Origin of the sequence: Corynebacterium marambiense, assembly GCF_016342275.1 — a bacterium.
GTDB classification, from domain to species: domain Bacteria; phylum Actinomycetota; class Actinomycetes; order Mycobacteriales; family Mycobacteriaceae; genus Corynebacterium; species Corynebacterium marambiense.
Genome location: NZ_JAEIOT010000005.1, coordinates 1 through 24,433 on the forward strand (window position 1 = coordinate 1; position 24,433 = coordinate 24,433).

Consider the following 24,433-nt stretch of genomic DNA (forward strand, 5'->3'; position numbering starts at 1 on the left):
TTTCGAGATAAGGTTTCGTTTGAGGTTCCCTGTAGATTATGGGGTTGATAGGCCGGATCTGGAAGCATAGTAATGTGTGGAGGTGACCGGTACTAATTGACCGAAACAAAACAACTGCAGAACAGAGAAACATTTGTTTGTGTTGCTTGCGTCCACTAGCCAGTGTCTGGCACCAACACCAGCACAACGTAAGTTGTGTGTGACATTGTTTGAGATGTGTCGGTGGTTTTAGCGGTGGGGAAACGCCCGGTCCCTTTCCGAACCCGGAAGCTAAGCCCTCCAGCGCCGATGGTACTGCATGCGGGAGCGTGTGGGAGAGTAGGACACCGCCGATACTACAACTTCATGAGTATGGATTGAGGCACCGGCCTTTGGGTGGTTGACAGGAATGTCGACCACCCGGGGGCCGGTGTTTTGTCATATTCACCACCAAAAGGCGGGGTGGTTGTTTATTGCCGCTCTAGGGGCGGCGTTCCCGCGTACGGAATTCCCGGCGAATAACCGGCTACACAGGGTGAAATAGTGGCTGGTTCCACGAGGTATGGAGCCACCGGTCGGCATCCGTGGAGACTGGAGCGCCATTAGTGCTATCCGGTCACAAACCGGGGTCAGGAAGCGGAACATATCCCGGTACGCTTCAGAATGGGTGAGGCACAGGTAGACCATCAAGATGGTTAATGTCGACAACCTCGCTCCTCATGCGACGCAGGTCACGTCCGGTACCGCCCATCCCATTCTGGAGCAATGTATGGAATCCACCCCGTCCGCTTTTTAGGCATCCCTCATAGCGCTCTTTCACAGCCTACGACAGTAGAATCCCGACGCCACCGCGGTTGTCTCCGGCGAGCGTGGTGAACGCCGGAGCATGTCACGGGGCGAACTCGCCGGCCGGGTGCTGACGCTCGCCGAGGAACTCCGGGCCTTCGACGGGCGCATCGCCATCGGGAGAACCCACAACCGCCCTACCTCGGCAACCGTCATCGCGCTTCTCGCACGTCTAGAGGCGAGCAAGAATTTCACCCTGTGGAACGCCAGGCGGTCCTACGGTCTCCTGCGGGATGCCGACGCGTGTGCCTTCATCGACACAGAGGACAGCCTCGCGGTGCACGGCCTCCCGAACCTGCCGTCGTCCCCTCCCGACCCCGGTGACTACGTCGTGTTCAGCTCCGGGACCACCGTACGCCGAAGGGAATCATCGGCTCCGGACGCGGACTCGCGGAGTTCATCACCTGGCAGACCGACACCTTCGGTATCGGTCCCGGCGACCGCTGCACCTGCTTGACGCCGCCCACCTTCGACGTGTTCCTCAGGGACGCACTGACTCCCCTCAGCAGTGGCGCGACACTCGTCCTCCCCGGCGACGACGATGTGCGTGACCCGGCTGCGTTCCTCGCCGCCGAGAGCATCACCGTGTGCCACGTCGTTCCCAGTCTCGCGGCACGGTGGCTGAGACGGGCGCAGGGCACCTGGGAATCGCTCCGGTTGGCCTTCTTCACCGGCGAGCCGCTCTACGCCTGACATGTGGTGGCCCTGCGTCAGTTCGCACCGAACACGCGGGTCATCAACCTCTACGGCCCGAGCGAGACGACCCTGGCGAAGTTCTTCTCCGACGCAACCGAATGGTGCGACGACGGCGTGTGCCCCGTCGGTGTGCCGCTGCCTGGCACCCGCTACCGGCTGCAGGCCGGGGAAGTTTACATCGGCCCGCCACTCGCCCTGAGCGGCTACCTCCACCGGGAGGATCCGCACTTCTACCGCGACGACGATCGCTGGTGGTTCGCCACCGGCGATCTGGGCTACGACAGCGGTGCGGGCCTCGTCATCGAGGGCCGGACGGACCAGCAGGTGAAGATCGCCGGCGTGTGGGTCAACACCACAGACGTCGCGGCCGTCATAGCCGCCTGCAGCGGTGTCGAGAACGCCGCGGTCCTACCGGTCGCGGACGAACTGGGCACCCACCTGGCCGGTTTCGCCCAGGCCCGGATGCGTACCGCGGAGCAGATCCGGGAACAGCTCGTGGACCGTCTCCCCGCCACCCACCTTCCCGCGAGACCCATCGTCTGCGGGGACCTGCCGTTGACCGTGCGGGGAAAAACTCGATCGGGCAGCCCTCCGGGATCTCCTCACGCACGCCACCCACGAGCCCGGAGACGCCGACGACAGGGGCGATCCCGAGCTCGTGCATGTTGTGGCCGACGCAGCCTCGCGGGCACCGGGAGTGCCGTTGGCCGCTGCAGACGACTTCTTCGCTGCCGGTGGCACGTCCCGGGAAGCCACGACGTGGGTCGCGAAGCTTGCATCCGCGGGCATCTCGGTGAGCCTGCGCGACCTCTTCGAGAAACGCACCCCGCAGGCGGTGGCCGCCGAACGGGAGGCTTCCCGCGTGCCACGTGGAGACAGTGTTCCCTTCGTCGGTCGGCTCGGAGCTACGGCACGGCAGCGGCGCTACACCCGCGTCTACCTGCCCCGGGGCAAACGCAACTGGGCCAACATGACTTCCGGTGTGCCGCTGGGCGAAGAGAGCACCGCCGACGCCGCCGTTCACGAGCTCATTGCGCGACACGACAGTCTCCGCGCCATCGTAGACACGAGCAAAGGCGAACAGGTCTTCCTTCCGGTTGCCCAGTGCACGATTCCTCCGATAGAGCAGCTCACCGCCCGCGAGTGGGAGAGCGTCGTGTCGACCCCAATCGACGTCGGACAGTCGCCGCCGCACCGCTGGGTCATCCGACGGGGAACTCCGCTGGGCCATCCGACGGGGAACTCCGCTGGGTCATCCACCACTTGTTCAGCGACGGCCACAATCAGTCGGTGCTGCGGCGGGAACTCGGCGCACTTCTCGCGGGACACGCACTGCCGCCACGTGTGGGGTTGAGCTACGCCGACTTCTCCCGCGTCGAGCCCCGCCCGGACCGGAATTCCTGGTGGGAGGAACAGCTGCGCGATCCGCCACACTTCCCGTGCACCTGGACGCCCGCCATGCGCAGCAGGGTGCCTGGCGGGCCGTGCGCCCCATCCCGGATTCTCTCCTGGCCGCGGGGCGCGCGCGTGGCATCACCCCGTTCCAGGGCGTGATGCTGGGGCTGTTCGCCAGCCTCATGAAGCGCACAGGTCGGGATGACCTCCTCATCGGCACGCCGGGCACGGGCGAACCGTCCCCGGCGTCGAGGACACTGTCGGCAACTTCATCAGCCTCGTTCTCGTGCGCCTACGCGCGGGAGAACTCGTGCCGTCGATCCTCCAGGATCGCCTTCTCGGAGCGCTCGAGCACCAGGACTACCAGTTCGACCGGGGGATGGACGATCTGGGGCAGGAAGAATGCGAGGACCGTTTTCCTGTCACGGGTTTCTTCGCCTCCCACATGGAGATCGGCTCGGAGCCGGTTGTGGGCGTCCACCCCATGGAGGGCGACGTCAAGTTCGACGCCATGGCCTACGTGCTGCGGCACGGCGGGGAACACTGGCTGGAGATCCAGGCCCGGCGCAGCATCTTCAGTGCCGAGGAACTGGATACGCTGCTGAGGGACGTTCTGGCGGGTTGGAAGGACCATTGCTGAGCAACGCGGGCTGACCGGATGAAGCCGGTGCTCCGGTCATCGGCGTTCAGCCGTTCCCATGAACTCCTCTCACCCGGCCGCAACCGTCATGTCGGCGGCTCATCGCCCCACATCACAAACCGCCGCAGCTTCCCCTGAAAGACGAATCATCAGAGATGGCCCACCCGCTGATCCCGGTGCTCCGGTTTTACCGGCATGATGGCGATCCGTGGACATGATGAAGCCCACGCGCCGGAATACCGGGCGTGAGCTGTCCGGTCGGCAGCTGCGAGGGCGGGGTCCGCCGCGGACGCTCATGTCTACGGGACGAGACCGAAGTACAGGAAGGTGAGGTATCCGTAGAAGGTCGCCGTGAAGATCCCCTGGAGGACGAGTAGCCAGCTGCGGAGTCTCACTGCGGCGACAAGTGCGACAAGGCCTGCAACGGGTGAGTATATGAAGATCAACTGATAGCTGTTGTCGATACGTAACGCGCAGAACGTGATTACCGGGAGTGCGAGGATGAGCAGCCACGCGGTAGCCAGCAACCACCTCGGTTCAGTTTCTCCGTAGAAGGACGACTTGTTTCTCATCTGATTCTCTCCTTCCATCAGATTGTCCACGTGCACCGGACAGTGACCGATCCGGTGTCACATGGGCGGCTTCCCGAAGCCCCGGTCTCGCCGTTCATCGGCCCCGACATCTGTCGTTCGGGACGTCTACCGCATAAAACTGTACGGCGTGCATATTTTCTCCTCGGGGTCGGATGGCGGTGCCGGGCGGCCCGGTGCCGCTTCTCTCCGGGATGCACCTTCGCGGGCCGTTGATCGGCTCAACCCGACACTCCCGTCCCGGTGCTCCCGCAGGCGCTGTCCCACCCGCGTGTACCCCTGCGGTTCCAGTGGGGGAGCAGAAGATGAAGCCAGAGCAGCGACGGTCCCTGCTGTTGTTCTCTCATGTCGGACCGCTCTTGCATCGATTTCGGGCGGTGATGTGCCGACGCCTGTACCGCTCGTACGGTCGTCCTTTCGTACCGCGTACGCGGTCGGGGAGTTTTCGGCGATCTCTGGGATCAGTTCGGTGTCCCGGCACAGCTGCCGTCGCTGTCGTCGTGGCCGCAGCAGCGGTCATGGCGCGCCTGCACGCGGTACCGGGAACGTCCGACGAGGCACCCCGACACTCTGTCCGGACAGGACCGGTGCGGACAGGACCCGGGTTTCCCGGGATGCGGAGATGACCTCGCCGTGCCGGTTGACGGGGGACGGGCATGAAAAGGCGCGCCGTTCCGAGAGACACACCCGGCCACGCCGCCTCCACGCAGGGGGCTCGTCGCCCGGTAGCGGCCCCCCACCATCAGAGGCGTCGTCCAGAAACTGTGATCAACCAGAATGAGGGCGGGTACGTGTCCGTTTACCAGGCCCGGCGCAGCACCGTGCGCCACCGAGGTCCCGGCTACGTCGATTGTTCAGGCTCCGACTCCCTGCGGTTCCTGATCGTATGGCAGACCGTCCCGGAAGGCGTCTCCGTCAGTATGGTCGCCGCCAGTTCCCGGCCCCTCGGCATGAGCCGCACGGTTACCCTTCCTCGGTCCGTTGATCTCAGGATGTCCGCCGCCAGCGAGCAGGCTTCATCGACTTCGGGTGGGCGCTCCGGGTGATCGACGGTTCTCCGGTGGAAGATTCTCGCCGGGGTGAGATCATCGAGCAAGGTGACCTTGACGCCCCGCTTCCGTGCATTCCACACCTCCCGGGTGAGATCGGGAACGTCGAGGAACGGGGATCTGATTGAATCACGGAGCCGCATCTCGAGGAGACGCGCATTGCGTGTCCTTTCCTGCAACGGCAGATCATCCGGCAACGCGAATGCGATCATCGCTTTCACCCATTCGCAGTTCCGTCGGAGATATCCGGTGTGGGTACCTGCCCGGTGCTCGGCTTCGTCATGCTTCAACGCATCTTTCGTCGCGATCGGGAACTGGCTCGTCGCTCTTTTGATCAACAGCGGAACCAGTGCGCCGGCGAAGATCGTCGGGAATACGTTGAGGATGCTAAACAGAGCCGGTGCGTCCACCGTCGCTCCTGCTGCACGTGCCGCCGTGACGATCACGACGACGCATCCAAACGTTGCTGCGGCAGTTCCGCCACGCCTTCGGATAGCGAGGAGAGGGAGAATCGAATGCAGGGCGTAGAACCACCAGTGGGTGGGCCACGGCATGTCGTGCCCGGCTCCCATCATCAGGCCGCTGACGCTCATGATTAGGATGCCCGTAACTGTTGCACACGTCGCGGGTATCGATAGCTTGAACTCCCGTCCGGTCATGATCGCCGCGACTGCGAACCCGAAACCGATCGTCGCGACAATCTGCGCCGGGTGGTTGGTGTACTGGTGCCGCTCGGTCCACTGCATGCCCATGAACGTCATGGCGATGCACCCCGCGAACCACGGACTGTACGTGACGTGTCGGCCGGTGAGGCGTTCGAGTGGTGGGAACCTGAACGGGTCGCGGGGCTGTTCCGCAGGCATCCGGGTGTACGTGTCGGCGCTCCATCCGATCGTCACGGTCACCCCTTTTCCCGGTGCCGATTCGATGTCGACGATTCCGCCCTTCGTCGTCTGCAGACGACTGAATATGCTGAGGCGGAGCCCCGCCCTGTCGTCCGGAATCCTCCTGATGTCGAAGCCGGGGCCGTCATCGCTGTAGCGGACGGTTAAACCACGCAGACGGTCGTCGCTGTGGGTGACAATGATCTCGCACCGGCGTTGGGCGTCCGGTGCATGTTTCGCGGAATTGAGTGCAGCTTCGCGGAGAGCGTCACAGATCGCCGCCGCCGCCGAAGCCGGTAGGGTCACCGCGGTGGACGGCACAGGCGTCGATGTCACCACGGTTCTCGGATCGAAGATCGTCACGATTCGCAGCATCTCATCCATGAGCTCACGGACCGCGACCGGAGCGCCGCCCGGGTACGGCACACCGTCGGGTGACAATCTTCCGATGATCTGTTCAGTACCGATCCCGGGGTTGCCCCGGGCGACGGAGCCAAGCAATGTGAGGACGTTGTCATGCACGTGGGCCAGAAACTGGGTCTCTGTCTCCCTCAGCGTCCGGGACCCGGCGTTCAGCAGCGCGGCGCGGTGCAGCGACGCAACGCGGGCGTCGAGTCGCCGGGCGGTGCTGGTTGCGTAGGCGAGAAACACGAGGAACGGAAAAGTAATGATCTCACCGTGGGCGATCGCGAGAAGGAAGTGGCTACCGAGGGGGATCGTGTTGTTCAGGAGTGTGGAGGCGGCGATGATGATCGCCCCGAAAGCGTATCCGAGCGGTGGCCGGAGTGAAGCGGCGAAGAACACGGCGGGAAAACCGGAATAGTCCTCCATATGGAGGTCGCCGAGCGGAGAACTGCCGTACACCGCCTTCAACACAATGTGGGTGCTGATGATGGCGGTGTATCCCGTGGCGGAGAGGACCATCAGCTGCCGGTAGCGTCTCGGATCCGGGCTGAAAAACACCAGCAGGGGAAGCGAAGCACAGATCAGGAGAGTGGCTGACGCTGCGAGTGATCCGCTGAAGCTTCCCGTCGAGAGTTGTCCAGCGACTTGGTTCCCGGTTCTGCTGAATACCAGAGCCAGGATCCAGGCGGCACTCGTTGCGGAAGCGGTGACCCGCAACACCGCGGCCTCCGCCCGGCGTCCACTGGTCAGATGTCCGAAAGGACTCTGCGCGCTATCTCCGATAGCTCGGGTGGGAGCAGGGACAAATGGAGGATCGACGTCCGGGGCGTGGGTATCAGCCCCCCGGCTGTCGGTGATGCCGGATTCCGGGATGCTCGTTGATCCACTCATGCCGTATCCCCCCACCGGTCGTGGTTCATGGGCGAGCTCCATTCACGGTGAAACTCCTGAGCTGGCGGCATCCGGGAAGGGTGTATCCGCTATTAGTTTTAGTGTCCTATCGAGCTCACTGGAACCCCATACTTTCAAGGGGCCTCGAGCGGCCGCACAGTGGATGACTGTTCGGGGTCACCGGGTATCAACGGGAGGCCGGTGCCCGAGGAGAGAGAGGATGGGACCGTTCAGGTGTCCTCCTGCGCCCTCTGGCGATGCCGACCTTCTCTCTCCGGGCACGGTGGTGTCGCCGCACTCGTCGCTACGGTCGTGCATCAGCTGCGGGATGCGTCCCCCGGTTGGACGAGCTTGTCGTGTGGGTCGACCGATCCCGGACAAGTTGCCGATCTCGCGCTGATCCCGTGATCGGAGGATGCGAACCGGTCGGAGACACCAACCAAGTGGTCGAATCCGGACCCGAATGGGCGATCTTTGAGATCGAACACTGCCGTGGTCCGGTGGCCAGGGGCCGGATGGTTGAACCGGGCAATGCTCCGGGCCCGGAAGTCAGTCGAGAACGAGCAGGTCTGCGGGGGTCTCGCGGACCTCGGCGAGGCGATCGACGGACTTCTCCAGGCGTTTCCACTGAGCCGCCGGGATGGCGTCAGCGGCCCGGCCGATCACACCCCTGTCTGGTGTCGCCCAGGAAATCGGCATCGGGGTGACCTCGCTCCAGTGTTCTCTGTCCGAGAGATGCCGTTGCCCAGACACCGCCACCGACGGGACCCGTTCGCCGACCTTTCGCGGGTGGCCCGCGAGTCTGGTGACCGTTCGCGCGGCGAGTGCCCACCGGGGTTTATCGTTCTCATCCACGGTTGTGTTCACCAGAGCGAGCAGTACGAGGTCCCGTTCGTTAACCTTTGCGACGACCGCGGGAACGAGGGGATAGCGGTCGTAGAGTTCCTGCGCGGTGCCGACCTTTCGGGGCAGGACGAACATCATGCCGAAGCTCACCACGGCCATCACGGCCAGGGCGATCACCATCATCCAGACCCACGGCTGCCCACCGAAGTACCACAGGATCCCGGCTGCGACGGCTACCTGGATCAGACCGAAGACACCCGCAGAGACCACGAGGCGACGGGAATCCCGGAACAGTTCATTGTTCGTCTTGCTGTGGGTCTCGTCGACGGTGAAGGGGAAGTCGGTTGCGCTCATCGCGTGGATTACCTTCCGTGGTTGGAATCGGTTGCGGGTGCCGTCCGTTGCCAGTCTAGATGCCGGATCCCGGCAGATCGGCTGCGTCCATGATGCGGTAGGCGTAGCCCTGCTCCGCGAGGAAACGCTGCCGGTGTGCGGCGTATTCGGTGTCCAGGCTGTCGCGGGAGACGACCGAGTAGAAGTGAGCCTCACCTCCGTCGGCCTTCGGCCGCAGCAGCCTACCGAGGCGCTGTGCCTCCTCTTGTCGGGAACCGAAGGTACCCGACACCTGGATGGCGACTGCGGCCTCCGGCAGGTCGATGGAGAAGTTCGCGACCTTACTGACGACGAGGACATCGATCTCCCCGGCACGGAACGCGGCGAACAGTTTTTCCCGCTGCTTGTTCGAGGTGCTGCCCTCGATGACGGGGGCGTCGATGGTCTGACCGATCTCCTCCAGCTGGTCGAGGTACGCACCGATCACCAGCGTCGGTTGGCCCGCGTGCTGTGCCAGGAGCTTGCGGATGACCCGCATCTTCGAGCCGGCGCACGCCGCCAGCCGGTACCGGTCGGCGGCCTCCGCGGTGGCGTAGGCCATACGTTCGGCGTCGGTCATGGTGACACGGACCTCGACGCAGTCCGCGGTGGCGATGTAGCCGCGCGCCTCGATGTCCTTCCACGGTGCGTCGAAGCGTTTCGGGCCGATGAGGGAGAAAACGTCGCCCTCACGGCCGTCCTCGCGCACGAGGGTCGCGGTGAGTCCGAGTCGCCGTCGGGACTGCAGATCGGACGTCATCCGGAACACCGGCGCCGGGAGCAGATGGACCTCGTCGTAGATGATCAGTCCCCAGTCCCGGGAGTCGAACAGCTCGAGTGCCCGGAACTCGCCCTTGGTGCGACGGGTGACCACCTGATAGGTCGCGATCGTGACTGGGCGGATCTCCTTGACCTCCCCAGAATATTCGCCAATCTCGTCGGCGGTGAGGGACGTTCTGCGGATCAGTTCGTCGCGCCACTGGCGCCCAGCCACGGTGTTGGTCACGAGGATCAGGGTGGTGGCCTTAGCCTTCGCCATGGCTGCGGCACCGACCATCGTTTTCCCCGCACCACAGGGGAGCACGATTACGCCGCTGCCGCCAGCCCAGAAAGCTTCGGCCGCCTGGGACTGGTAGTCCCGCAGCTCCCACTGTTCGTTCTCGGTGGACAGTTCGATGGGGTGCGCCTCCCCGTCGACGTAACCGGCGAGGTCCTCGGCAGGCCAGCCGACCTTGAGCAGTTCCTGCTTGAGTCGGCCGCGTTCACTCGGATGCACGGCGAAGGTGGTGTCGTCGATGCGTTCGCCGAGCATCGGGGCGATCTTCCGGTGCCGGATGAGTTCCGCGAGGATCGCGGCCTCGTCCGATTCGAGCGTGAGACCGTGCGCCGGGTCCTTGTGCAGCCGTACCCGACCGTATCGGCTCATGGTTTCCGCGACATCGATGAGCAGTGCGTGTGGCACGGGGAAACGCGAGTAGGTTTCCAGCATGTCGACGACCTGTTCCGCATCGTGTCCCGCGGCGCGGGCGTTCCACAGCGCCAGCGGCGTGATCCGGTAGGTGTGCACATGTTCCGGGGCGCGTTCGAGTTCGGCGAATGGTGCCAGCGCCGATCTAGCGGCGTCGGCCTTCTCGTGTCCCGTCTCCAGCAGCACTGTCTTATCGGACTGCACGATCAGCGGTCCATCGCCGATGGGCACAGGCGACCACGTCCTCTCCAGATTCGCGGATGATCCCCGGGTAGGGGACAATCCACCATTATTGCACTGTCCGTCGTGTGGTGCCTGCGGGTCAGCTGTCCTCGAGAATGACCTCGGTGATGCGGTGGAGCAGGAACCGCCGGGTTTCCCCGGTCGCCTCGTCGACGGCGTCGACCTGCCCGCCCGACACCATCACCGGGGTGATGCGGAGGTACCCGGCCTGGCCGTGATTGTCGACGAAGCCGAGCGTCACCGTCTGGTTCGATCTCGCAGCGGCCTGCAGGATGCCGAGGGCGCGTGCCCCCTGAACGACCCTTCCGGTGTCGTCGGTGGCGGTGCGCCCCTTCCGTGCCGCGTCCTGAGCGGCTTCACCTCGCCGCACTGCGGCGACCACCTCCCGGGTCTGCACACCGTCGCCTGCGGCTGATGGCTGCGGGGGTTGAGGTTCCGCTCCCACCCGTGCGGGGCGCTTACGGAGATCGAGGCTGGCCCCGGTGGCGGATTCCGCGACCGGTTGAAATCCGTCCGCGCGGAGGGCATCGAGTACCTGGATCAGCGGAGCCTGCGCGATGGCCACGGTCGGGGCTACGAGGCGGAGCGCGACCTTCTGGGCCCCGGGGGCCTGGGAGACCTGCAGGAGGAGGGCCTCATCGTCACACCGCAGATAGCAGAGAGCCGGTCCGCCGCGGAGGGCGCCGTGGCGCCGGGAGACGTCGCTGATGAGGTACACGATGTTCTGCGGGAGCGCACCCATGGTGTGCTGCTCCAGGAGTGAACGGATGTCGGTGCCGCTGCGGCCGGCGTCCAGTGCGCGCCGGATCGAGTTCTCGGTGATGCGGAACACGCTGGCCAGTCCCGCTGATTCTATATCCGCGGCCAGGGTCAGCTCTGATTCGAGTTCGGGTTCGAGCGGCCCCGGGGCGAGGACCGTCATGTCGCCCTGTGCGATGAGTGTGTCCACCGGCGCCGGGGTCACCGAACTGGTGGCGGTGAGAAGCGCTGGCCCCGGAGTACCCGGGGTGGGGGAGACCTCCCGCGACAACGCTCGCAGAGGCGTCGTCGCGGTGTCGTGGGCGAGCGCCCCGATCCAGCAGGCCTCGGCGACGATCTCGTCGACCGTCGACGGTCTGATCCGGCTGGCCGGGACTGGGGCTGTGAACCGGAGATCCTCGTCGAGCTCGACGCCCCGGAGCGGTATCCCCTCCGGGGGGCGGACGAACTGGGCCATGACCAGAGCGCGGACGTCAGGGAGCCCCTGATGCTCGGTGGCGGAGGACAGCAGGTGGATGGACCGGCCGCGTGCATCGGTGCGCCCGGTCCGCCAGTGCGCCCAGGTGGACCGAGCCCATCCGGCCAGGAGTGCAGCCCAGCGGGTGGCGAGTCCCGTGGCGAGCCAGGTGTCCGCTGCCGTCGTGGGCGCGAGGAGATCCCCTCCCGGATCATTCGCCGGTGGCGGATCTGGTTCGCCCCTGCCGAGAAGCCCCGACGAGATACCGAGGCAGATCAACCGGTTGACGGTGATCTCGTTGCAGTCGAGGTCCCGGGCCAGTCGGGTGAGGGTGCGTACGCCGATACCGCCCTCCTTCAGGCAGGGGGCGGGGTGGGCCCCGAGTGCGGTGATCAGACGCCGCATGAGACGGACGACCTCGAGGCCGGCTGCCGCGCCCTCATCGTCCGCCCGGCGTTGTGCGGGCGGGTCCGCGACGAGATCATCCCCGCCGTCACCACCGCATCGCGGGGACGGAAGCAGCGGCTGGGGGGCGACGCCGGTCCCGTCGAGAATACCGCGTACCAGTGCGGGCATCTTGACCGTACGGCTATCCACCCGCAGGAGCAGCCCCGCATCGATGAGTCGGGGAACCGGGCGTTTGGGGTCGGCGTCGGGAGCGGCGTCCTTCGACAGGCCGAAGCCGCCGGAGGACACGAGGGTGTCGAGGATACGGCGTTCCCTGGGGGACAGATCGTCGATGTGGGCTCGCGCCGTGTCTTCATCAAGGTGTCCCGCGGTGCCGCCAGGATCGGGCAGCAACTGCCAGTTGGCGGGAAGCGAGGACATCGCTTCCGTGGTCACCCGGAGCTGGTCGTCGTCTCCGTAGATTAGGGCGCGGTCCATGAGTTCACCCAGGGTGCGGGTGACAGTTGCCGGGGTGACGCTCAGCGATCTGCCGGTGGTGTTCAGGCGCTCGATGACCAGTTCCACCACATCGGGGGCGGAGATGGGGTGGAGTTCACCACCGAGGGAGGCTGCGGCCTCGAGGACCACGAGTTGGAGCGCCGTGAGGCCCGTGGTCGAGCGGGCGACGGACGCCCGGAGCTGCAGGCGGGCCGCCAGGGCACCGATTCCGGGAGGTAACGGCCATGCGGTGTCGGGGCGGTTGTCGATGATCCGGGAGAGCTGGTCGTCATCGACGCCGGAGAGCCACTGACGGAATGTGGGGCCGGACTCGGAGGCGGTGTCGGGTGTTTTCATGGTGCCGTCAAGTTTAGAGGGTCATAAGGTGACTTTTCTCCGCTGCGTTTGAGACAATGGAAGCATGTCGAAAATCGAGAAGAAAACCTACGTCGATCCCGGCTGGCCGGAGCACGTTCCCGGTGGTGGGCATCCGGTGACTGAGCTGGTCTCCAAGGTGGACGGCGCGTCGAGCCCGTTCGGCGATGATACGATCTTCCCGCGCCCCGTCGAGGAAATCGGATACGTCCACCCCTACACCCGGATCAACCGCTAGAACTGCCACTCCGGCCTGTCGCCGGTGGGTGTTGCCGCGAGTGCCATCCACCGGCATTTTGCTCCGCCCGAAATACCGAGGTCCTCCGTTTTTCGCGTAGGTGTCGGAGAAACGACGGAGCCCGGTGCGCACGCACGTTTTCGTGTGTACGCACCGGGCTTCGTCGTTTCCACCCGAGGATCCCGGTGGGATGGGGACACTAGCGGCCCAGCAGGAACTCGATGTTGTCCCGGTTGGCGCTGTAGAAAGCCTCGAAGTTACCGCGGTTGGCCTGGTAGAAGGCAGTGAGCTCACGGGGAACCGGGAGACCACGGTCGCGCAGGGCATTCACCAGAGCGTTGTAGAGCGCGTCGACGGCGGTGACGTCGCTGGAGCCGGCGGCACCCTCAGCGTTGTCGACAGTGGCATCGAACTGGGCTGGCGCGGCGACGATGTTCTCGATCTCCGGAGCTGCAGCCGGGGCGGGAACACCGCGGTTGGTGTTCGGTGCGGAATTCAGGCCGAGGCGTGCGGAGCAGGCGGGCCATGCCCCCCAGCCCTGGCCCGCGAGAGTCTTCTCGGCGATGGCGATCTGCTGCTCGCGGGTCGCCATATGCGGCAACGGTGCGTACTCGGTGCCGCCGTAGGAGCGCCAGGTACCCGGGGTGAACTGCAGACCACCGTAGAAACCGTTACCGGTGTTTATGCCCCAGTTGCCCCCGGCCTCGCACTGTGCGAGCCGGTCCCAATCAGAGTAGGGGGCTGCACCGGCGGTCGGCACCATGATGGATGCCGCGGCGCCGATGGTTACGGCGGATGCCGCGAGGCGGGTGATACGGGAGTGGGTCCTCTTTGCGTGACGGGCCATGAAGTGTTCTGTTTCCTCTCGGTCATCGCTTGGCGGTGTCACCTCGGCGTCCGGTTCCCCGGTGGCCGGCGCCGGAGTTTCCACTCCGGCACGGCGGTGTACCACCCCTGTCCTGGCTGTCTGTGTTGGGCTTGCCACGTGTCGGGCCCAGGTGGGTACGGCACGCGGCATGAAGATGTGCGTTCGTCTCGTGGTGATCCACAGGCCCCGGTCGTGATTGTCGCGTCGCCGGGTGTCCCGGACAGGGTGGCGATGGGTCCGGCTGGCGCGGTGGTGGGGCCTACGACTGGCAACGGTACTGGTTTATAACGAAACTGTCACGTTCTTTGTGAAGATAAGATGTATTTCATCGTCCGGAAATGAAGAAACCGCAGGTGGGGGCGGGTGATATGGATATGTCACAATTTGTCGTCTCTGCCGGTCGGATGGGTGACTGTGGTGCAACCGGTCGATTCCCGTGGTGGCGACGCTACCGCGCCCCCTCCGCGGCATCCCCCGGAATGGCATATATGTGGGACGCCAGGTGTACCAGGGTATATTGGATGTTTTACGCGATAAGCGGGTGTCGGTGAGGCAGGTCTTCGTGGACCGGTTCCCCCGTCGTCAGTGGATCCCGCACAGTACTTAATGAAAGGGTGACGTCCAATGCCTATCGGCAAGGTCAAATGGTATGACTCCGAGCGAGGCTTCGGCTTCGTCTCCAATCCCGGTGACGAGGACTGTTTCGTGGGGAAGCAGGTGCTCCCGGAGGGGACCGAGGAACTCCACCCGGGGCAGCGGATCGAGTTCGACTTCGCGGCCGGGCGTCGGGGTCCGCAGGCACTGCGGGTCAAGATCCTGGACAGCCCCCGGGTCGCCCGGCGCGTCCAGCACAAGTACCAGCCCGAGGAACTCCACGGGATGATCTCGGACCTGGTCACGTTACTCGAGTCAAAAGTCCAGCCCGATCTCCGTTCGGGTCGTCGACCGGACCGGAAGACCGGGCGTCAGGTGGCCGAGATTCTCCGCGCCGTGGCTCGGGAACTCGACTCCTGAGCCACCCGTGGAACTAAGGCTGGGCGTTGATTGACCAGACGACGCGGACGGGGCTTTCCGTCCCGTCCGCGGCGATACCGATCTGAGGTGATCTGAGTTCGACCACGAGCAGCCGGGCCTCGGTCGATTTCCCCCCGTCGTCGGCCTTGAGCGCCAGGGACCCCGGAACCTCGACTTTCTTGGTGCTGTTGCCGGGGTAGAGGCGCTGGTCGTTGGCAGCCGGGTTGTCATAGATCATCAGCAGGGAGAAATCACGGTCGTAGACTTCCGGGGGAAGCATGATAGTGAGCGTGTCGTCCGCTCCGACCGGTAGATCCGTCACCTCGCCCTCGGGGCACTCGGCGTCGATCTCACAGGCGCTGTATGGCGTCACAGTCACCGTCCGGTCCCCGGCTGACGCCTCGAGCGTGATCTCCTGGGGTGGCGGTCCCGGGCGATCATTCCACCAGCGCTGGAACAACACCGACACCACCACGACGATGATCACCGCAATGATGAGGGTGACGAACTGCCGGAGATTCCTGCCCTTGTTTCTTCGTTCAGCCATGACCGCAGTCTAACCGCCTGTCCCGGTCCGCTCCGTCAGACGCACCTCGTAGAGGGCACCCCACCGTTTGCCCGTGAGTAGGAGCCTGTCCGTGCCCGGGACCAGTGCGATACCGTTCAGGACGTCGTCCGGATCACGGGGTGTGGGCCCGTCCAGATCCGAGGCGTCGATCAGTGCGTCGACGTTTCCGGTTGCCGGGTCGATGCGCACGATGTCGGTGCTTTTCCAGATGTTCGCCAGCACGGACCTGCGGCTGCCTTTCTCGACACACTCGAGTTCATTGAGCTCGTCCACCGGTTCCCCCACGAGCGTGACCGCGACCCTCGACCGCTCCCGGAGATCAGTGGGGTCGAGCAGCCGCAGGTGATCGGTGCCGTCTGACATCACCACGGTGTCACTGAAGGAACACAGTCCCCACCCCTCCCCGGAGTAGGAGGCCCGCCCGATCTCCCGGAGGTTTTCCCGGTCTCGTTTGATTGCCGTCTGCCCCTTCCACGTCAGCTGCCAGATCGCGGTGCCGGTGTCGGTGACTCCCTCACCGAAGTACTCCCCGGGCAGGGTCGCTGACTGGATCTCCGTACCGTCCAACCCGGAGGTGTAGATCCGGGAGGCTCCGGTGAGCCCGGTTCCGACCAGGAGTCGATCGCCGTCGTACTCCAGCCCCTGGGTGAAACTGGTCGGATCCATCGGATACCGGGCGACGACCTCCACTCCGAACTGCTCTACCCCGGGATCCGTCACGATCTCGGGGGCATTCCCCGGGCCGCATCCGGCGACCAGAAGGGCGATCAGGGTCGCGGGCAGGGCAGTGCACATTCTCTTCGACATGACAGGGGGCATTCGTTCATCATGCACCAGATACGGGATAATGAACGCGTGCCGAAGAGAAACCGCAGACGAAACCGGAGCGCTGAACCGCAGCGGAAGCCGATGGGTGAGCCCCTGCTCGGGACCACGGCAATCGCTGTTGCGCGGGATGCGGTCGTCGAGCTCGGCGAGGGCGATGTCGGTGTCCATCTCGGCGTGATGCGGACCGGAGAGCACACCGCCACCCACCGCTTTGCAGCTGACGTACCTGGCTACGGTGGTTGGGAATGGGTCGCGGTTGTGGCCTGTGCCCCGGACTCCGAGCGGATCACAGTCAACGAGGTGGCCCTCCAGCCGGGCAGTGGCGCGCTCCGGGCTCCGGACTGGGTGCCCTACGCGGACCGGGTCCGACCCGGTGATCTCGGTCCCGGTGACGTCATGCCGCCGCGGCCCGGTGACGGGCGCCTCATCGACGCCGCCGAACTCGGCGACACCTCAGGCCCGGACCGTCCCGCGATTCCGTGTCAGAAAACCGGCAAGCGGCTCACCCGACGTGGCCTCGACGAGACCCTGCACCGATGGCGGGGGAGCGATTTCGGCCCGACCAGCGAATTTGCGCGGTACGCGGCACTGCACTGCGGCAGCTGCGCTTTCTGGGTTCCGCTGCCAGAGAAGGTGATGGGGAGCTTTGGGGTGTGCACCAACGAGTACGCCGCCGACGGCCACGTCGCGCACAGCGGGTACGGCTGCGGCGCGCATTCGGACACCCCACCCGCGGATGCTCTGGGGCAGCCGGAGGGAACCGCTTTCGACGACGAGTCCACCGTCGAGTTTTAGATCTCCGTCGCGTTTTCCCAGAGCCACGCACCGGCCCCGCCGAGGCCCTCCGGCCCCGCGGTCACAGCCTCCGGCGCGGCGACGGCACCCGCTGCCGTGATCCACCCACTGACCGCCCGGACCCCGGAGAACGCGTTGAGCAACCAGATCGGTGAGTCCATGAGTTCTCTTGGTGTGATATCTGCCCGATCGGTGACCGTCCATCCTGCGGAACGGAGGTATTCCGAGATCCCGGCTGCCGTCGTGGACTCCAAGGACCGGGGATGCCGGATGAGCGTCGCCCGGCCCCGCCCCAGTACTAGGACCGCGGAGTAGACGGCCTCCACCACATGGCAGGAGTCATCGAGGAGAAGCCCCTCTCCGGCGCCCCGTCCCCGGGACTCCGCCAGCCGATCCGCCAGCCACCCGATATCGGGGCCCTTCACCGTGGGGGACCGGCGCAGATCTCGGTGGCCGACCGCGTCGACGGTCACCCGGTCGGAAAGCTCACGGTCCGGACGGATCAGTACCTCCACACCATTCGACCGCACCGACACCAGCGGATTGAAAGCACCCGGCCCCGCCGCCCGCAGCTCCGAACGGATACGTGACTCCGCACCGTCTGGCAGAAACGGGATGAGGCGATCCATGTGCGCACCCCAGCATCGGACCCGGCCGTCGACCATCCGGAACGAGGTGGCGACCTGGGCGCCGTCGCTCATCTATCCTCCCCCGAAGGGTCCGTTCCCAGCAGCAACCGGAACGGAAGCATCTTCACCATGACCTCAGCCCATTCCTCCGCCGGATCCGACAACCGGGTCACGGCACCCCCGGCGCCGTAGGTCAGCGTCCTGCCGGTCACCACGACGGTGCGGATCAGCACCGACAGATCCACATCACCGGTAGCGGAGAACCAGCCCATGCACCCTGAGTAGACACCGCGGGGCGTCTTCTCGAGTTCCGCGAGGATGTCCATGCTGCGCTGCTTCGGGGCGCCCGTCATCGACCCGGGGGGAAAGGCCGCGAGCGCGGCGTCGATGCCGTGCACTGTGACCGGGAGCCGACCCGCCACGGTGGAAATCATCTGGTGCACCCGGTCGAAGGTGTGGACGGCGCACAGCTCCGAGACAGTCACGGATCCAGGTATGCAGCTGCGGGCCAGATCATTGCGCAGCAGATCGACGATCATCATGTTCTCCGCGCGGTCCTTGACGCTTGAGGCAAGTTCCTCGATCAGTGCGGCGTCCCGCCCGGGACTCGAGCCTCTCGGACGGGTCCCCTTGATTGGTGACGCGGTGACGGTGCCCGCGGTCACCGTCACGAACCGCTCCGGGGAGACCGACAGCACCGACCGCCCCGGGGTGATGAACAACCCGGCGCGGGGAGCTGCGGCGAGTCGCCGGAGCCGGAGAAACAGAGTGAACGGATCCGGGTCCTCCGCCAACTCTGCGGTGGCGCGGGTCGTCAGGCACAATTCGTAGGATTCGCCAACCTCGATGTACCGCCTGCACCGCTCCACGAGGTCCTGGTAGGCCGCCGCGTCGTGCCGGAGCTCGATCGAACCCGAGAGTCTGGGGGCCACCGGGACCGCTGTGGGGGAAGTCGGCTTCCCGCGAGGTAAGAGCGCCAAGGCTTCGTCATCCGACAGGTCGGCGGGAAACGTGAGAAGGCCGCCGGCGGGACCGCACTGGTAGATGACGTCTGGGACGAGCAGCCGTTCGCCCGAGTCGATCTGCGCCGGTGTCGCTCCATCCCACCCGCCGGACGCCTCGTAGGTAAGGACTCCGAGCGCGCCGGGCACGAGGTCCGGCTGGGCCGGTGCGCTGTCCGGCGTCAGCTGGCCTGCGGGGATGTCCGCCGGATGGACCAGGTCACGGCCGACGGCGACGATTCCAGTGGTCCGTGGACGGTCCGACGGTTGTGGGTGCTCTGCGGCGTCGACGCCTGCTGGACCGGTTTCGGAGGCGGCGTCGTCAAGCCAGATCAGCGTCGGGTACCGGTCCCGCCAGACGCCTGCGACCTCGAGTGCCGCGGGTGGATCTGGGACCGGTATTCGCCGCCACTGACGCACGCCGTCGGCCCCGCGTGATCTGGTGTACCGGAGCGCCTCCTCGATCATGTTCCGCAGGAGCCTGTCGCCGTGGTGCGTTCCGATGGACTCGGGATGGAACTGGACGCCCCACTGGGGGGCGTCCGTGCGCCTCAGGGCCATGATTGTGCCGTCGTCCGCCCGCGCGAGAACGTCGATGTTCGGCGTCGGGTCGGTGACGTCCAATGAGTGGTAGCGTACAACCTCCATGGGGGAGGGGACACCGCTGAAGATCCCGGTGCCGTCATGGGTAACCCTGCTCGCGAGTCCGTGGCGTGGATGGCGGGCGCGGTTGACGGTTGCGCCCGCAGCCAAGGCGATGGCCTGATGCCCGAGGCAGATGCCGATCACCGGTACCTGATCCTGCGCGATCGCGGCGGCGGAGAAACCGAGATCCTCGGGGGAGTGCGGCGACCCGGGGCCGGGGGAGATGACGACCACATCCGCGGAGCTCAGGAGCTCGGGGGTGACCCGGGGGGAGTTGTTCGGGAGGATTCGGGGGGTTGTTCCGGCCGCACGGTGAATCAAGTCGCCGAGCAGATGGGTGAAGGAATCGTGGTTGTCTATCAGCAGAATTGTTGTCACAGTCAGGTCCGGGAGGTTGAGGGGGAGGCCGCAGGCTGTGTTCGGCGGGCGGTCCATCGGGCGCGGGGATGCCACCGAATCACGTTCGGTCCTGCAGGAAGTCCGGTTGCCCACAGGTGCGTGCCGGTGCCATTGTATCCGTGGCACAGCATTCCTCTTGCCCGGTTGGACGGGAGGGCGTGTGACATTCCCTGACCGTACGTACGGAAAGACACCCCACACTCATGACCGAGAGCAACGGCGGCGCTCCCGCTGCCGCGCCGACGACACACCAGCCCGACGGCGCACTCGACCGTTTCTTCCACATCAGCGCCCGCGGTTCCTCCGTGGGCACCGAGATCCGGGCCGGCGTGGTCACCTTCTTCGCCATGGCCTACATCATCATCCTCAACCCGCTGATTATCGGCACCACCGCCGACATCAACGGTGCCACCCTGGGTATCCCGCAGGTCGCGGCCGTCACGGCGCTTGCTGCGGGCGTGATGACCATCGCCTTCGGTGTGATCGCCCGGTACCCCTTCGGCATCGCCACGGGACTCGGGATCAACACGCTCGTCGCGGTGACCCTGGTGGCCACCGAGGGACTGACCTGGCCAGAGGCCATGGGACTCGTGGTCATCGACGGCATCATCATCGTTATCCTCGCGGTGTCCGGCTTCCGGGTCGCCGTGTTCGAGGCCATCCCCCACTCCCTGAAGGCCGCGATGGGCGTCGGTATCGGCCTGTTCATCGCGCTCATCGGACTCGTCGACGCCGGTTTCGTGCGTCGCATCCCCGATGCCGCAGGTACCACGGTCCCGGTTGGTCTCGGCATCAACGGCTCGATCGGCTCCTGGCCGACGTTCGTCTTTTGTGCAGGGCTCATCATCTGCGGAATCCTTGTCACCCGCAGGGTCCGCGGCGGACTGTTCATCGGTATCGTCGCCTCGACGATCATCGCCATGATCGTCGAGGCACTCACCGACTCCGGCCCCTCCTTCGTCGACGGAAAGCCGGTTCCCACCGGCTGGTCCCTGGCCGTGCCCAAGCTCCCCGACACCGTCGGTGGAGTACCGGACCTGTCGCTCGTCGGCGCAGTCGACCTCATCGGTGCCTTCAGCCGTATCGGTGTGCTCGCGGCGTCACTGCTCGTCTTCACCCTCGTACTGGCGAACTTCTTCGACGCCATGGGAACCATGACCGCGCTGGGCAAACAGGGGCGCCTCGTCGATGAGAACGGTAACCTCCCAGACATGAAGCGCGCCCTGATCGTCGAAGGCGCAGGCGCGATCGTTGGCGGTGGAGTCTCTGCGTCGTCGAACACGGTCTACATCGATTCCGCCGCCGGTATCGCCGACGGCGCACGCACCGGTCTCGCGAACGTCGTCACCGGTGTTCTGTTCCTCGCCGCGATGTTCCTCACCCCGCTGTACGAGGTCGTCCCGATCGAGGCCGCAGCGCCCGTGCTCGTCGTCGTCGGTGCGATGATGATGGGGCAGGTCGTGGACATCGACTTCACGAAGTTCCACATCGCACTTCCCGCGTTCCTCACCATCGTGATCATGCCGTTCACCTACTCGATCGCCAACGGCATCGGCGTCGGCTTCATCGCCTACGTGCTGATGGCGCTGGCCGGCGGCCAGGCGAAGAAGGTCCACTGGCTGCTGTGGCTGATCTCCGCGCTGTTCATGGTGTACTTCACCATCGACCCGGTGATGCACGCCATCGCGTAGTTCCCCGGACCACGATCCGGCGGCGCCTGCCCCGATACCGCTTTCACGCGGGCGGGACCGGCGCCGTTCGTGTGTCCCGCCAGGACCGTGTCCTACGATGGCAGCGTGTTGCGCATACCCGTCACCTCAGCCGATGATTCCCGTCTCCGTGACTACCGGGATCTCAACCACTCCGACAACCGGCCTGATCTTCCAGGCGGTAAAGGACTGGTGATCGCCGAAGGACCGCTGGTCGTCGGCAGGCTCCTCGCCTCCCGGTTCCCGGTGCGTTCCATCGTCGGATTCGGCAACCGGCTCGACGAGTTCCTCGCGGACCCGGAGATGACAAGGCTGGTCGGGGCCGCCGACATTCCCGTCTATGAGGTGGAGCGACGGACGCTCGCCGAGACCGTGGGCTTCGACATGCACCGTGGGCTGCTGGCCGCGGCTGACCGGGTTCCGGGCATGAGTGTCGGTGCCGCGATCGAGGGCGCCCGCACCATCGCGGTGCTCGAGGGCGTCGGTGACCATGAGAACATAGGCTCGCTGTTCCGCAACGCCGCGGGACTGGGCGTGGATGCTGTGCTCTTCGGTGCCGGGTGCGCCGATCCGCTGTACCGCAGGGCCGTCCGGGTCTCCATGGGGCACGTCCTCAGGACACCGTTCGCGCATCTGCCCGGCACGCCGACGACGTGGCAGCGGGGACTGGCGGACCTGCGGGCCGACGGGTTCACCCTGCTGTCCCTGACCCCGGACCCGCGGGCCGTGCATCTCGCCGACGCCGTCACCCGCCCTGACGGCGATCCCGTGGACAGGTTGGCGTTCCTCGTCGGCGCGGAAGGGCCGGGACTCTCCGAACACGCCATGCGGGCGACCGATGTCCGGGCGCGCATACCGATGGCCCCCGGGACCGATTCCCTCAACCTGGCCACTGCCGCGGCCGTGGCGTTCTACGAGCGGCAGCGCAGCCTGCGCTGAGGGACACCACCGACTGTTCCATCCGGTGCAGAGGACGGGCGTTCCGCGTCGGAGTGTCAGGGGCGGTCGGTGTGCCGTAGCTTCTGCCCGATGGTCGCCCTCAGGGCCCGTCCACGGCGCGCCACGATCCGCCCGATCCGCCGCGCCGCCGCGGCACTGGCCTCCGCCAGTCGACGGAACTCGTCGCCGTCCCCGTCGCCATCGTGGGTCTCGTAGTCGTCGTATCCCGGATCTCGTACGGAGATGCCGAGTCTCGATGAAGCCCGGCCGACGACGGTGTCGAGGTCCGGGGTCGCACGATGTCCAGATTCGTTGAGGAACCGCGGCTCCGGACGGCCGTCAACCGCGAACGCCGTCACGTGGAGGTCTGGACCGTCTACCGCTATATCGAAGCCCAACCATGCCCGCTGGGCCGCAGGGACCAAGTCCACTGGGTGGAACGGGAGATCTATGCCGGTGCCGCTCCCGTCGTCGTGGTCGCCAGCCCAGAAGGGGAGTTCGAAGGGATCGGGGAGACCGATGTCCTCGTAGAGCCGGTCCCGACGGGCGCACAAAGATCGGATGACCTCACCCTCGCGGAAGTGGGCGATTCCGCCGAAATCCGTTCCGGTATCCGTCGCAAAGACGTAGACGTCGTTCGCGGGTAGGGACGTGAGGAGACGGGGATCGAGTTCGGAGAGCCGGTGGGCATCCTCGATCACCGTCTGGACCAGCGTTATCCCCGGGTAGCCGGCGATATAGTACTCGCCGGCTGATGCCGGGACGCTACGGTTCAACGCGAACTGTCCGATTGGCGTGATCGGCCATGCTGGGTTGAGTTGGGCGAGATACTTGCGGCCGAATCCACGGTCGGAGCGCGGTTCGCTGGCGATGACCGCGGCCGGGTCCGCCGCGGTGACGAACCAGATCGTGACGACGGCACCGCTGTTCGCGGGAGTGCTCACAGTGTGTTCAATTCCTCGGTCGTTTTGTATTGGTACGAACCCCCAACAGGACATCCTCCCAGTGCGGGGTGATCGCCCTGCGGCGAGGTCGCCGCTGCGGATCCTCGTCGGGGTGCCGGAGGAACCCCTCATCGTCTCCGCCAGGATGCCGGGTATCGGTCTGCGGTTGAGCGTTCCCCTCCCTCCGATCGGTCGATCCGGGGCTGGATTCCTCGGGTGAGGGGCCCCGGTCACCGTGGTTGTCATTGTTCGGTTCGCGGACGGGGCTCAGTGTGCGGGTGGGGCGTCCGAAGTTCGGGTCGAGAAGCGCCGCTGCGACGGAGTTCCGGGCCACCGCCGTCGCGTTGCTAATTCCCTGGCGGTGGTAGGACCACTCCGCGGTGGTGCGGGTCTGTCCCTCGAGCCAGGTCACCAGGATGACCCACTGACCGCCGGGCTCGCGGTAGGCGTCCCACTCACTGCTGCCGAGATCGTTGCCGCGGGCCGCGAGTGCCGTCGCGAGGACCTCCCACAGTGTCAGGGGGGCCGGTCCGTCGTCGCGGACGGGATGAGCCTGCTTCGCCATGTCTGCGATGCGACCGCGTTCAAGGAGGACCGGGTGTGCGAAAGGCTCGATACGGCTCTCCGGGACTCCGCACTCCGCAGCCAGCTCAGTGGCGTTTGCTCCGCCTCTGATCCGGGCCTGGATGTCCCGTGGGCTCATCGTCAACGGGGCAGACAAGCGGGGATCCGGTTCGCGGGTGGTGCGGGGGGCTGGGTCCTTCTCCTCCCCGACGGGGGGATGACCACCCTGTCGCTTAGCGTCAGTCACGCCGACGCCACCATGACCCCCGGTGATCGCGTTGCGGAGAGCATCGTCGACGACTAGGAAGAACTGTTCACCGCCGCTGACATCCAGACCGGGGTCGGCGAGGCGGAGCACCAGCGACCCGGGTGTTGACTCCTCGGGTACGACGTTGAGCTCCCGCATGCGATCTCCCTGTGTGCTCTGATGGAACCGGACGGGCCGGAGAAGCTCCGACTCTGATCCCACTCTAACGCACGCACCACCGCGGTACCGGGCAGAAGCGCCGGTC

At 65.8% G+C, this 24,433-nt stretch carries 21 protein-coding genes and 2 rRNA genes; 11 read left to right on the forward strand and 12 right to left on the reverse strand.

Translation table 11 applies throughout. The features are described 5' to 3' along the window. The 6 genes from JDV76_RS02700 to JDV76_RS02730 all read left to right on the forward strand — a co-directional run. Positions 1-117, forward strand: a 23S ribosomal RNA gene (locus JDV76_RS02700); the annotation flags it as partial. A 101-nt stretch (positions 118-218) separates the two neighbouring features. Continuing rightward, positions 219-335, forward strand: a 5S ribosomal RNA gene (rrf, locus tag JDV76_RS02705). A gap of 530 nt (positions 336-865) precedes the next feature. Continuing rightward, on the forward strand, positions 866-1,282 hold the full coding sequence (locus tag JDV76_RS02710; protein ID WP_198735359.1) for a hypothetical protein: 417 nt from the start codon (positions 866-868) through the stop codon (positions 1,280-1,282). Next, positions 1,225-1,518, forward strand: coding sequence for an AMP-binding protein (locus tag JDV76_RS12855; protein ID WP_336244242.1), 294 nt, complete (start codon positions 1,225-1,227; stop codon positions 1,516-1,518). The genes JDV76_RS02710 and JDV76_RS12855 overlap by 58 nt, the downstream gene beginning before the upstream one ends. A 670-nt stretch (positions 1,519-2,188) precedes the next feature. Continuing rightward, positions 2,189-2,875 carry a phosphopantetheine-binding protein gene (locus JDV76_RS02725; RefSeq protein WP_198735360.1) on the forward strand — a complete coding sequence of 229 codons (687 nt, stop codon included), beginning with the start codon at positions 2,189-2,191 and terminating at the stop codon, positions 2,873-2,875. 327 nt (positions 2,876-3,202) lie between these two features. Further along, positions 3,203-3,556 carry a hypothetical protein gene (locus JDV76_RS02730; protein WP_198735361.1) on the forward strand — a complete coding sequence of 118 codons (354 nt, stop codon included), beginning with the start codon at positions 3,203-3,205 and terminating at the stop codon, positions 3,554-3,556. A gap of 299 nt (positions 3,557-3,855) precedes the next feature. On the opposite strand, the gene JDV76_RS02735 is transcribed toward JDV76_RS02730, so the two are convergent. The 5 genes from JDV76_RS02735 to JDV76_RS02755 all read right to left on the reverse strand — a co-directional run bounded on the left by JDV76_RS02735 (position 3,856) and on the right by JDV76_RS02755 (position 12,762). Then, the gene (locus tag JDV76_RS02735) at positions 3,856-4,128 is read right to left on the reverse strand and encodes a hypothetical protein (RefSeq protein WP_198735362.1); all 273 of its coding nucleotides are present in this window, start codon (positions 4,126-4,128) and stop codon (positions 3,856-3,858) included. A gap of 859 nt (positions 4,129-4,987) precedes the next feature. Then, complete coding sequence (locus tag JDV76_RS02740) at positions 4,988-7,417, reverse strand: sensor histidine kinase (protein WP_198735363.1); 2,430 nt, start codon at positions 7,415-7,417, stop codon at positions 4,988-4,990. 507 nt (positions 7,418-7,924) lie between these two features. Next, positions 7,925-8,575, reverse strand: coding sequence for a DUF3239 domain-containing protein (locus JDV76_RS02745; protein WP_198735364.1), 651 nt, complete (start codon positions 8,573-8,575; stop codon positions 7,925-7,927). Between the two features lie 55 nt (positions 8,576-8,630). Further along, complete coding sequence (locus JDV76_RS02750; protein ID WP_198735365.1) at positions 8,631-10,292, reverse strand: DNA repair helicase XPB; 1,662 nt, start codon at positions 10,290-10,292, stop codon at positions 8,631-8,633. Positions 10,293-10,383: 91 nt separating this feature from the next. Then, positions 10,384-12,762, reverse strand: coding sequence for a helicase-associated domain-containing protein (locus JDV76_RS02755; protein ID WP_198735366.1), 2,379 nt, complete (start codon positions 12,760-12,762; stop codon positions 10,384-10,386). A gap of 64 nt (positions 12,763-12,826) precedes the next feature. Between JDV76_RS02755 and JDV76_RS02760 the strand changes: the two genes are divergently transcribed. Further along, positions 12,827-13,018, forward strand: a complete 192-nt coding sequence (locus JDV76_RS02760; RefSeq protein ID WP_198735367.1) for a hypothetical protein — start codon at positions 12,827-12,829, stop codon at positions 13,016-13,018. 199 nt (positions 13,019-13,217) lie between these two features. Here JDV76_RS02760 and JDV76_RS02765 read toward each other — a convergent pair whose 3' ends face one another. Beyond that, positions 13,218-13,865 carry a resuscitation-promoting factor Rpf1 domain-containing protein gene (locus JDV76_RS02765; RefSeq protein WP_198735368.1) on the reverse strand — a complete coding sequence of 216 codons (648 nt, stop codon included), beginning with the start codon at positions 13,863-13,865 and terminating at the stop codon, positions 13,218-13,220. Positions 13,866-14,510: 645 nt separating this feature from the next. Here JDV76_RS02765 and JDV76_RS02770 point away from each other — a divergent pair. Next, positions 14,511-14,900: a cold-shock protein gene (locus JDV76_RS02770; protein WP_198735369.1), complete on the forward strand. Its 390-nt coding sequence runs from the start codon at positions 14,511-14,513 to the stop codon at positions 14,898-14,900. 13 nt (positions 14,901-14,913) lie between these two features. On the opposite strand, the gene JDV76_RS02775 is transcribed toward JDV76_RS02770, so the two are convergent. Both JDV76_RS02775 and JDV76_RS02780 read right to left on the reverse strand, forming a co-directional pair. Continuing rightward, positions 14,914-15,447 carry a DUF2771 domain-containing protein gene (locus JDV76_RS02775; protein ID WP_198735370.1) on the reverse strand — a complete coding sequence of 178 codons (534 nt, stop codon included), beginning with the start codon at positions 15,445-15,447 and terminating at the stop codon, positions 14,914-14,916. 9 nt (positions 15,448-15,456) lie between these two features. After that, positions 15,457-16,275, reverse strand: coding sequence for a glutaminyl-peptide cyclotransferase (locus JDV76_RS02780; protein ID WP_198735371.1), 819 nt, complete (start codon positions 16,273-16,275; stop codon positions 15,457-15,459). Positions 16,276-16,296: 21 nt separating this feature from the next. Between JDV76_RS02780 and JDV76_RS02785 the strand changes: the two genes are divergently transcribed. Continuing rightward, a complete protein-coding gene (locus JDV76_RS02785) occupies positions 16,297-17,091 on the forward strand; it encodes a DUF3027 domain-containing protein (protein WP_198735372.1) in 795 nt (264 codons plus the stop codon). Here JDV76_RS02785 and JDV76_RS02790 read toward each other — a convergent pair. Further along, positions 17,088-17,792, reverse strand: coding sequence for an aminotransferase class IV (locus tag JDV76_RS02790; RefSeq protein WP_198735373.1), 705 nt, complete (start codon positions 17,790-17,792; stop codon positions 17,088-17,090). The genes JDV76_RS02785 and JDV76_RS02790 overlap by 4 nt on opposite strands. Beyond that, positions 17,789-19,819, reverse strand: coding sequence for a chorismate-binding protein (locus JDV76_RS02795; RefSeq protein ID WP_198735374.1), 2,031 nt, complete (start codon positions 19,817-19,819; stop codon positions 17,789-17,791). Before JDV76_RS02795 ends, JDV76_RS02790 begins: the two co-directional genes overlap by 4 nt. Positions 19,820-19,968: 149 nt before the next feature. Between JDV76_RS02795 and JDV76_RS02800 the strand changes: the two genes are divergently transcribed. Together JDV76_RS02800 and JDV76_RS02805 are read left to right on the forward strand one after the other, a co-directional pair. Beyond that, positions 19,969-21,456 carry an NCS2 family permease gene (locus tag JDV76_RS02800; protein ID WP_198735375.1) on the forward strand — a complete coding sequence of 496 codons (1,488 nt, stop codon included), beginning with the start codon at positions 19,969-19,971 and terminating at the stop codon, positions 21,454-21,456. Between the two features lie 87 nt (positions 21,457-21,543). Continuing rightward, on the forward strand, positions 21,544-22,413 hold the full coding sequence (locus tag JDV76_RS02805) for a TrmH family RNA methyltransferase (RefSeq protein ID WP_376993069.1): 870 nt from the start codon (positions 21,544-21,546) through the stop codon (positions 22,411-22,413). Between the two features lie 56 nt (positions 22,414-22,469). On the opposite strand, the gene JDV76_RS02810 is transcribed toward JDV76_RS02805, so the two are convergent. Next, complete coding sequence (locus JDV76_RS02810; RefSeq protein WP_198735376.1) at positions 22,470-23,357, reverse strand: DUF6928 family protein; 888 nt, start codon at positions 23,355-23,357, stop codon at positions 22,470-22,472. A 7-nt stretch (positions 23,358-23,364) separates the two neighbouring features. Next, a complete protein-coding gene (gene sepH / locus JDV76_RS02815) occupies positions 23,365-24,327 on the reverse strand; it encodes a septation protein SepH (RefSeq protein ID WP_198735377.1) in 963 nt (320 codons plus the stop codon). Between the last annotated feature and the right edge of the window lie 106 nt (positions 24,328-24,433).

Excerpts from the sequence above, each read along its gene's own strand:
- JDV76_RS02800 (WP_198735375.1), top strand. The coding sequence starts at position 19,969 with ATGACCGAGAGCAACGGCGGCGCTCCCGCTGCCGCGCCGACGACACAC.
- JDV76_RS02785 (WP_198735372.1), top strand. The coding sequence starts at position 16,297 with ATGCACCAGATACGGGATAATGAACGCGTGCCGAAGAGAAACCGCAGA.
- JDV76_RS02710 (WP_198735359.1), top strand. The coding sequence starts at position 866 with ATGTCACGGGGCGAACTCGCCGGCCGGGTGCTGACGCTCGCCGAGGAA.
- JDV76_RS02770 (WP_198735369.1), top strand. The coding sequence starts at position 14,511 with ATGCCTATCGGCAAGGTCAAATGGTATGACTCCGAGCGAGGCTTCGGC.
- JDV76_RS02745 (WP_198735364.1), bottom strand. The coding sequence starts at position 8,575 with ATGAGCGCAACCGACTTCCCCTTCACCGTCGACGAGACCCACAGCAAG.
- JDV76_RS02740 (WP_198735363.1), bottom strand. The coding sequence starts at position 7,417 with ATGGAGCTCGCCCATGAACCACGACCGGTGGGGGGATACGGCATGAGT.
- JDV76_RS02780 (WP_198735371.1), bottom strand. The coding sequence starts at position 16,275 with ATGTCGAAGAGAATGTGCACTGCCCTGCCCGCGACCCTGATCGCCCTT.
- JDV76_RS02755 (WP_198735366.1), bottom strand. The coding sequence starts at position 12,762 with ATGAAAACACCCGACACCGCCTCCGAGTCCGGCCCCACATTCCGTCAG.
- JDV76_RS02765 (WP_198735368.1), bottom strand. The coding sequence starts at position 13,865 with ATGGCCCGTCACGCAAAGAGGACCCACTCCCGTATCACCCGCCTCGCG.
- JDV76_RS02790 (WP_198735373.1), bottom strand. The coding sequence starts at position 17,792 with ATGAGCGACGGCGCCCAGGTCGCCACCTCGTTCCGGATGGTCGACGGC.
- JDV76_RS02775 (WP_198735370.1), bottom strand. The coding sequence starts at position 15,447 with ATGGCTGAACGAAGAAACAAGGGCAGGAATCTCCGGCAGTTCGTCACC.
- sepH (WP_198735377.1), bottom strand. The coding sequence starts at position 24,327 with ATGCGGGAGCTCAACGTCGTACCCGAGGAGTCAACACCCGGGTCGCTG.
- JDV76_RS02735 (WP_198735362.1), bottom strand. The coding sequence starts at position 4,128 with ATGAGAAACAAGTCGTCCTTCTACGGAGAAACTGAACCGAGGTGGTTG.
- JDV76_RS02760 (WP_198735367.1), top strand. The coding sequence starts at position 12,827 with ATGTCGAAAATCGAGAAGAAAACCTACGTCGATCCCGGCTGGCCGGAG.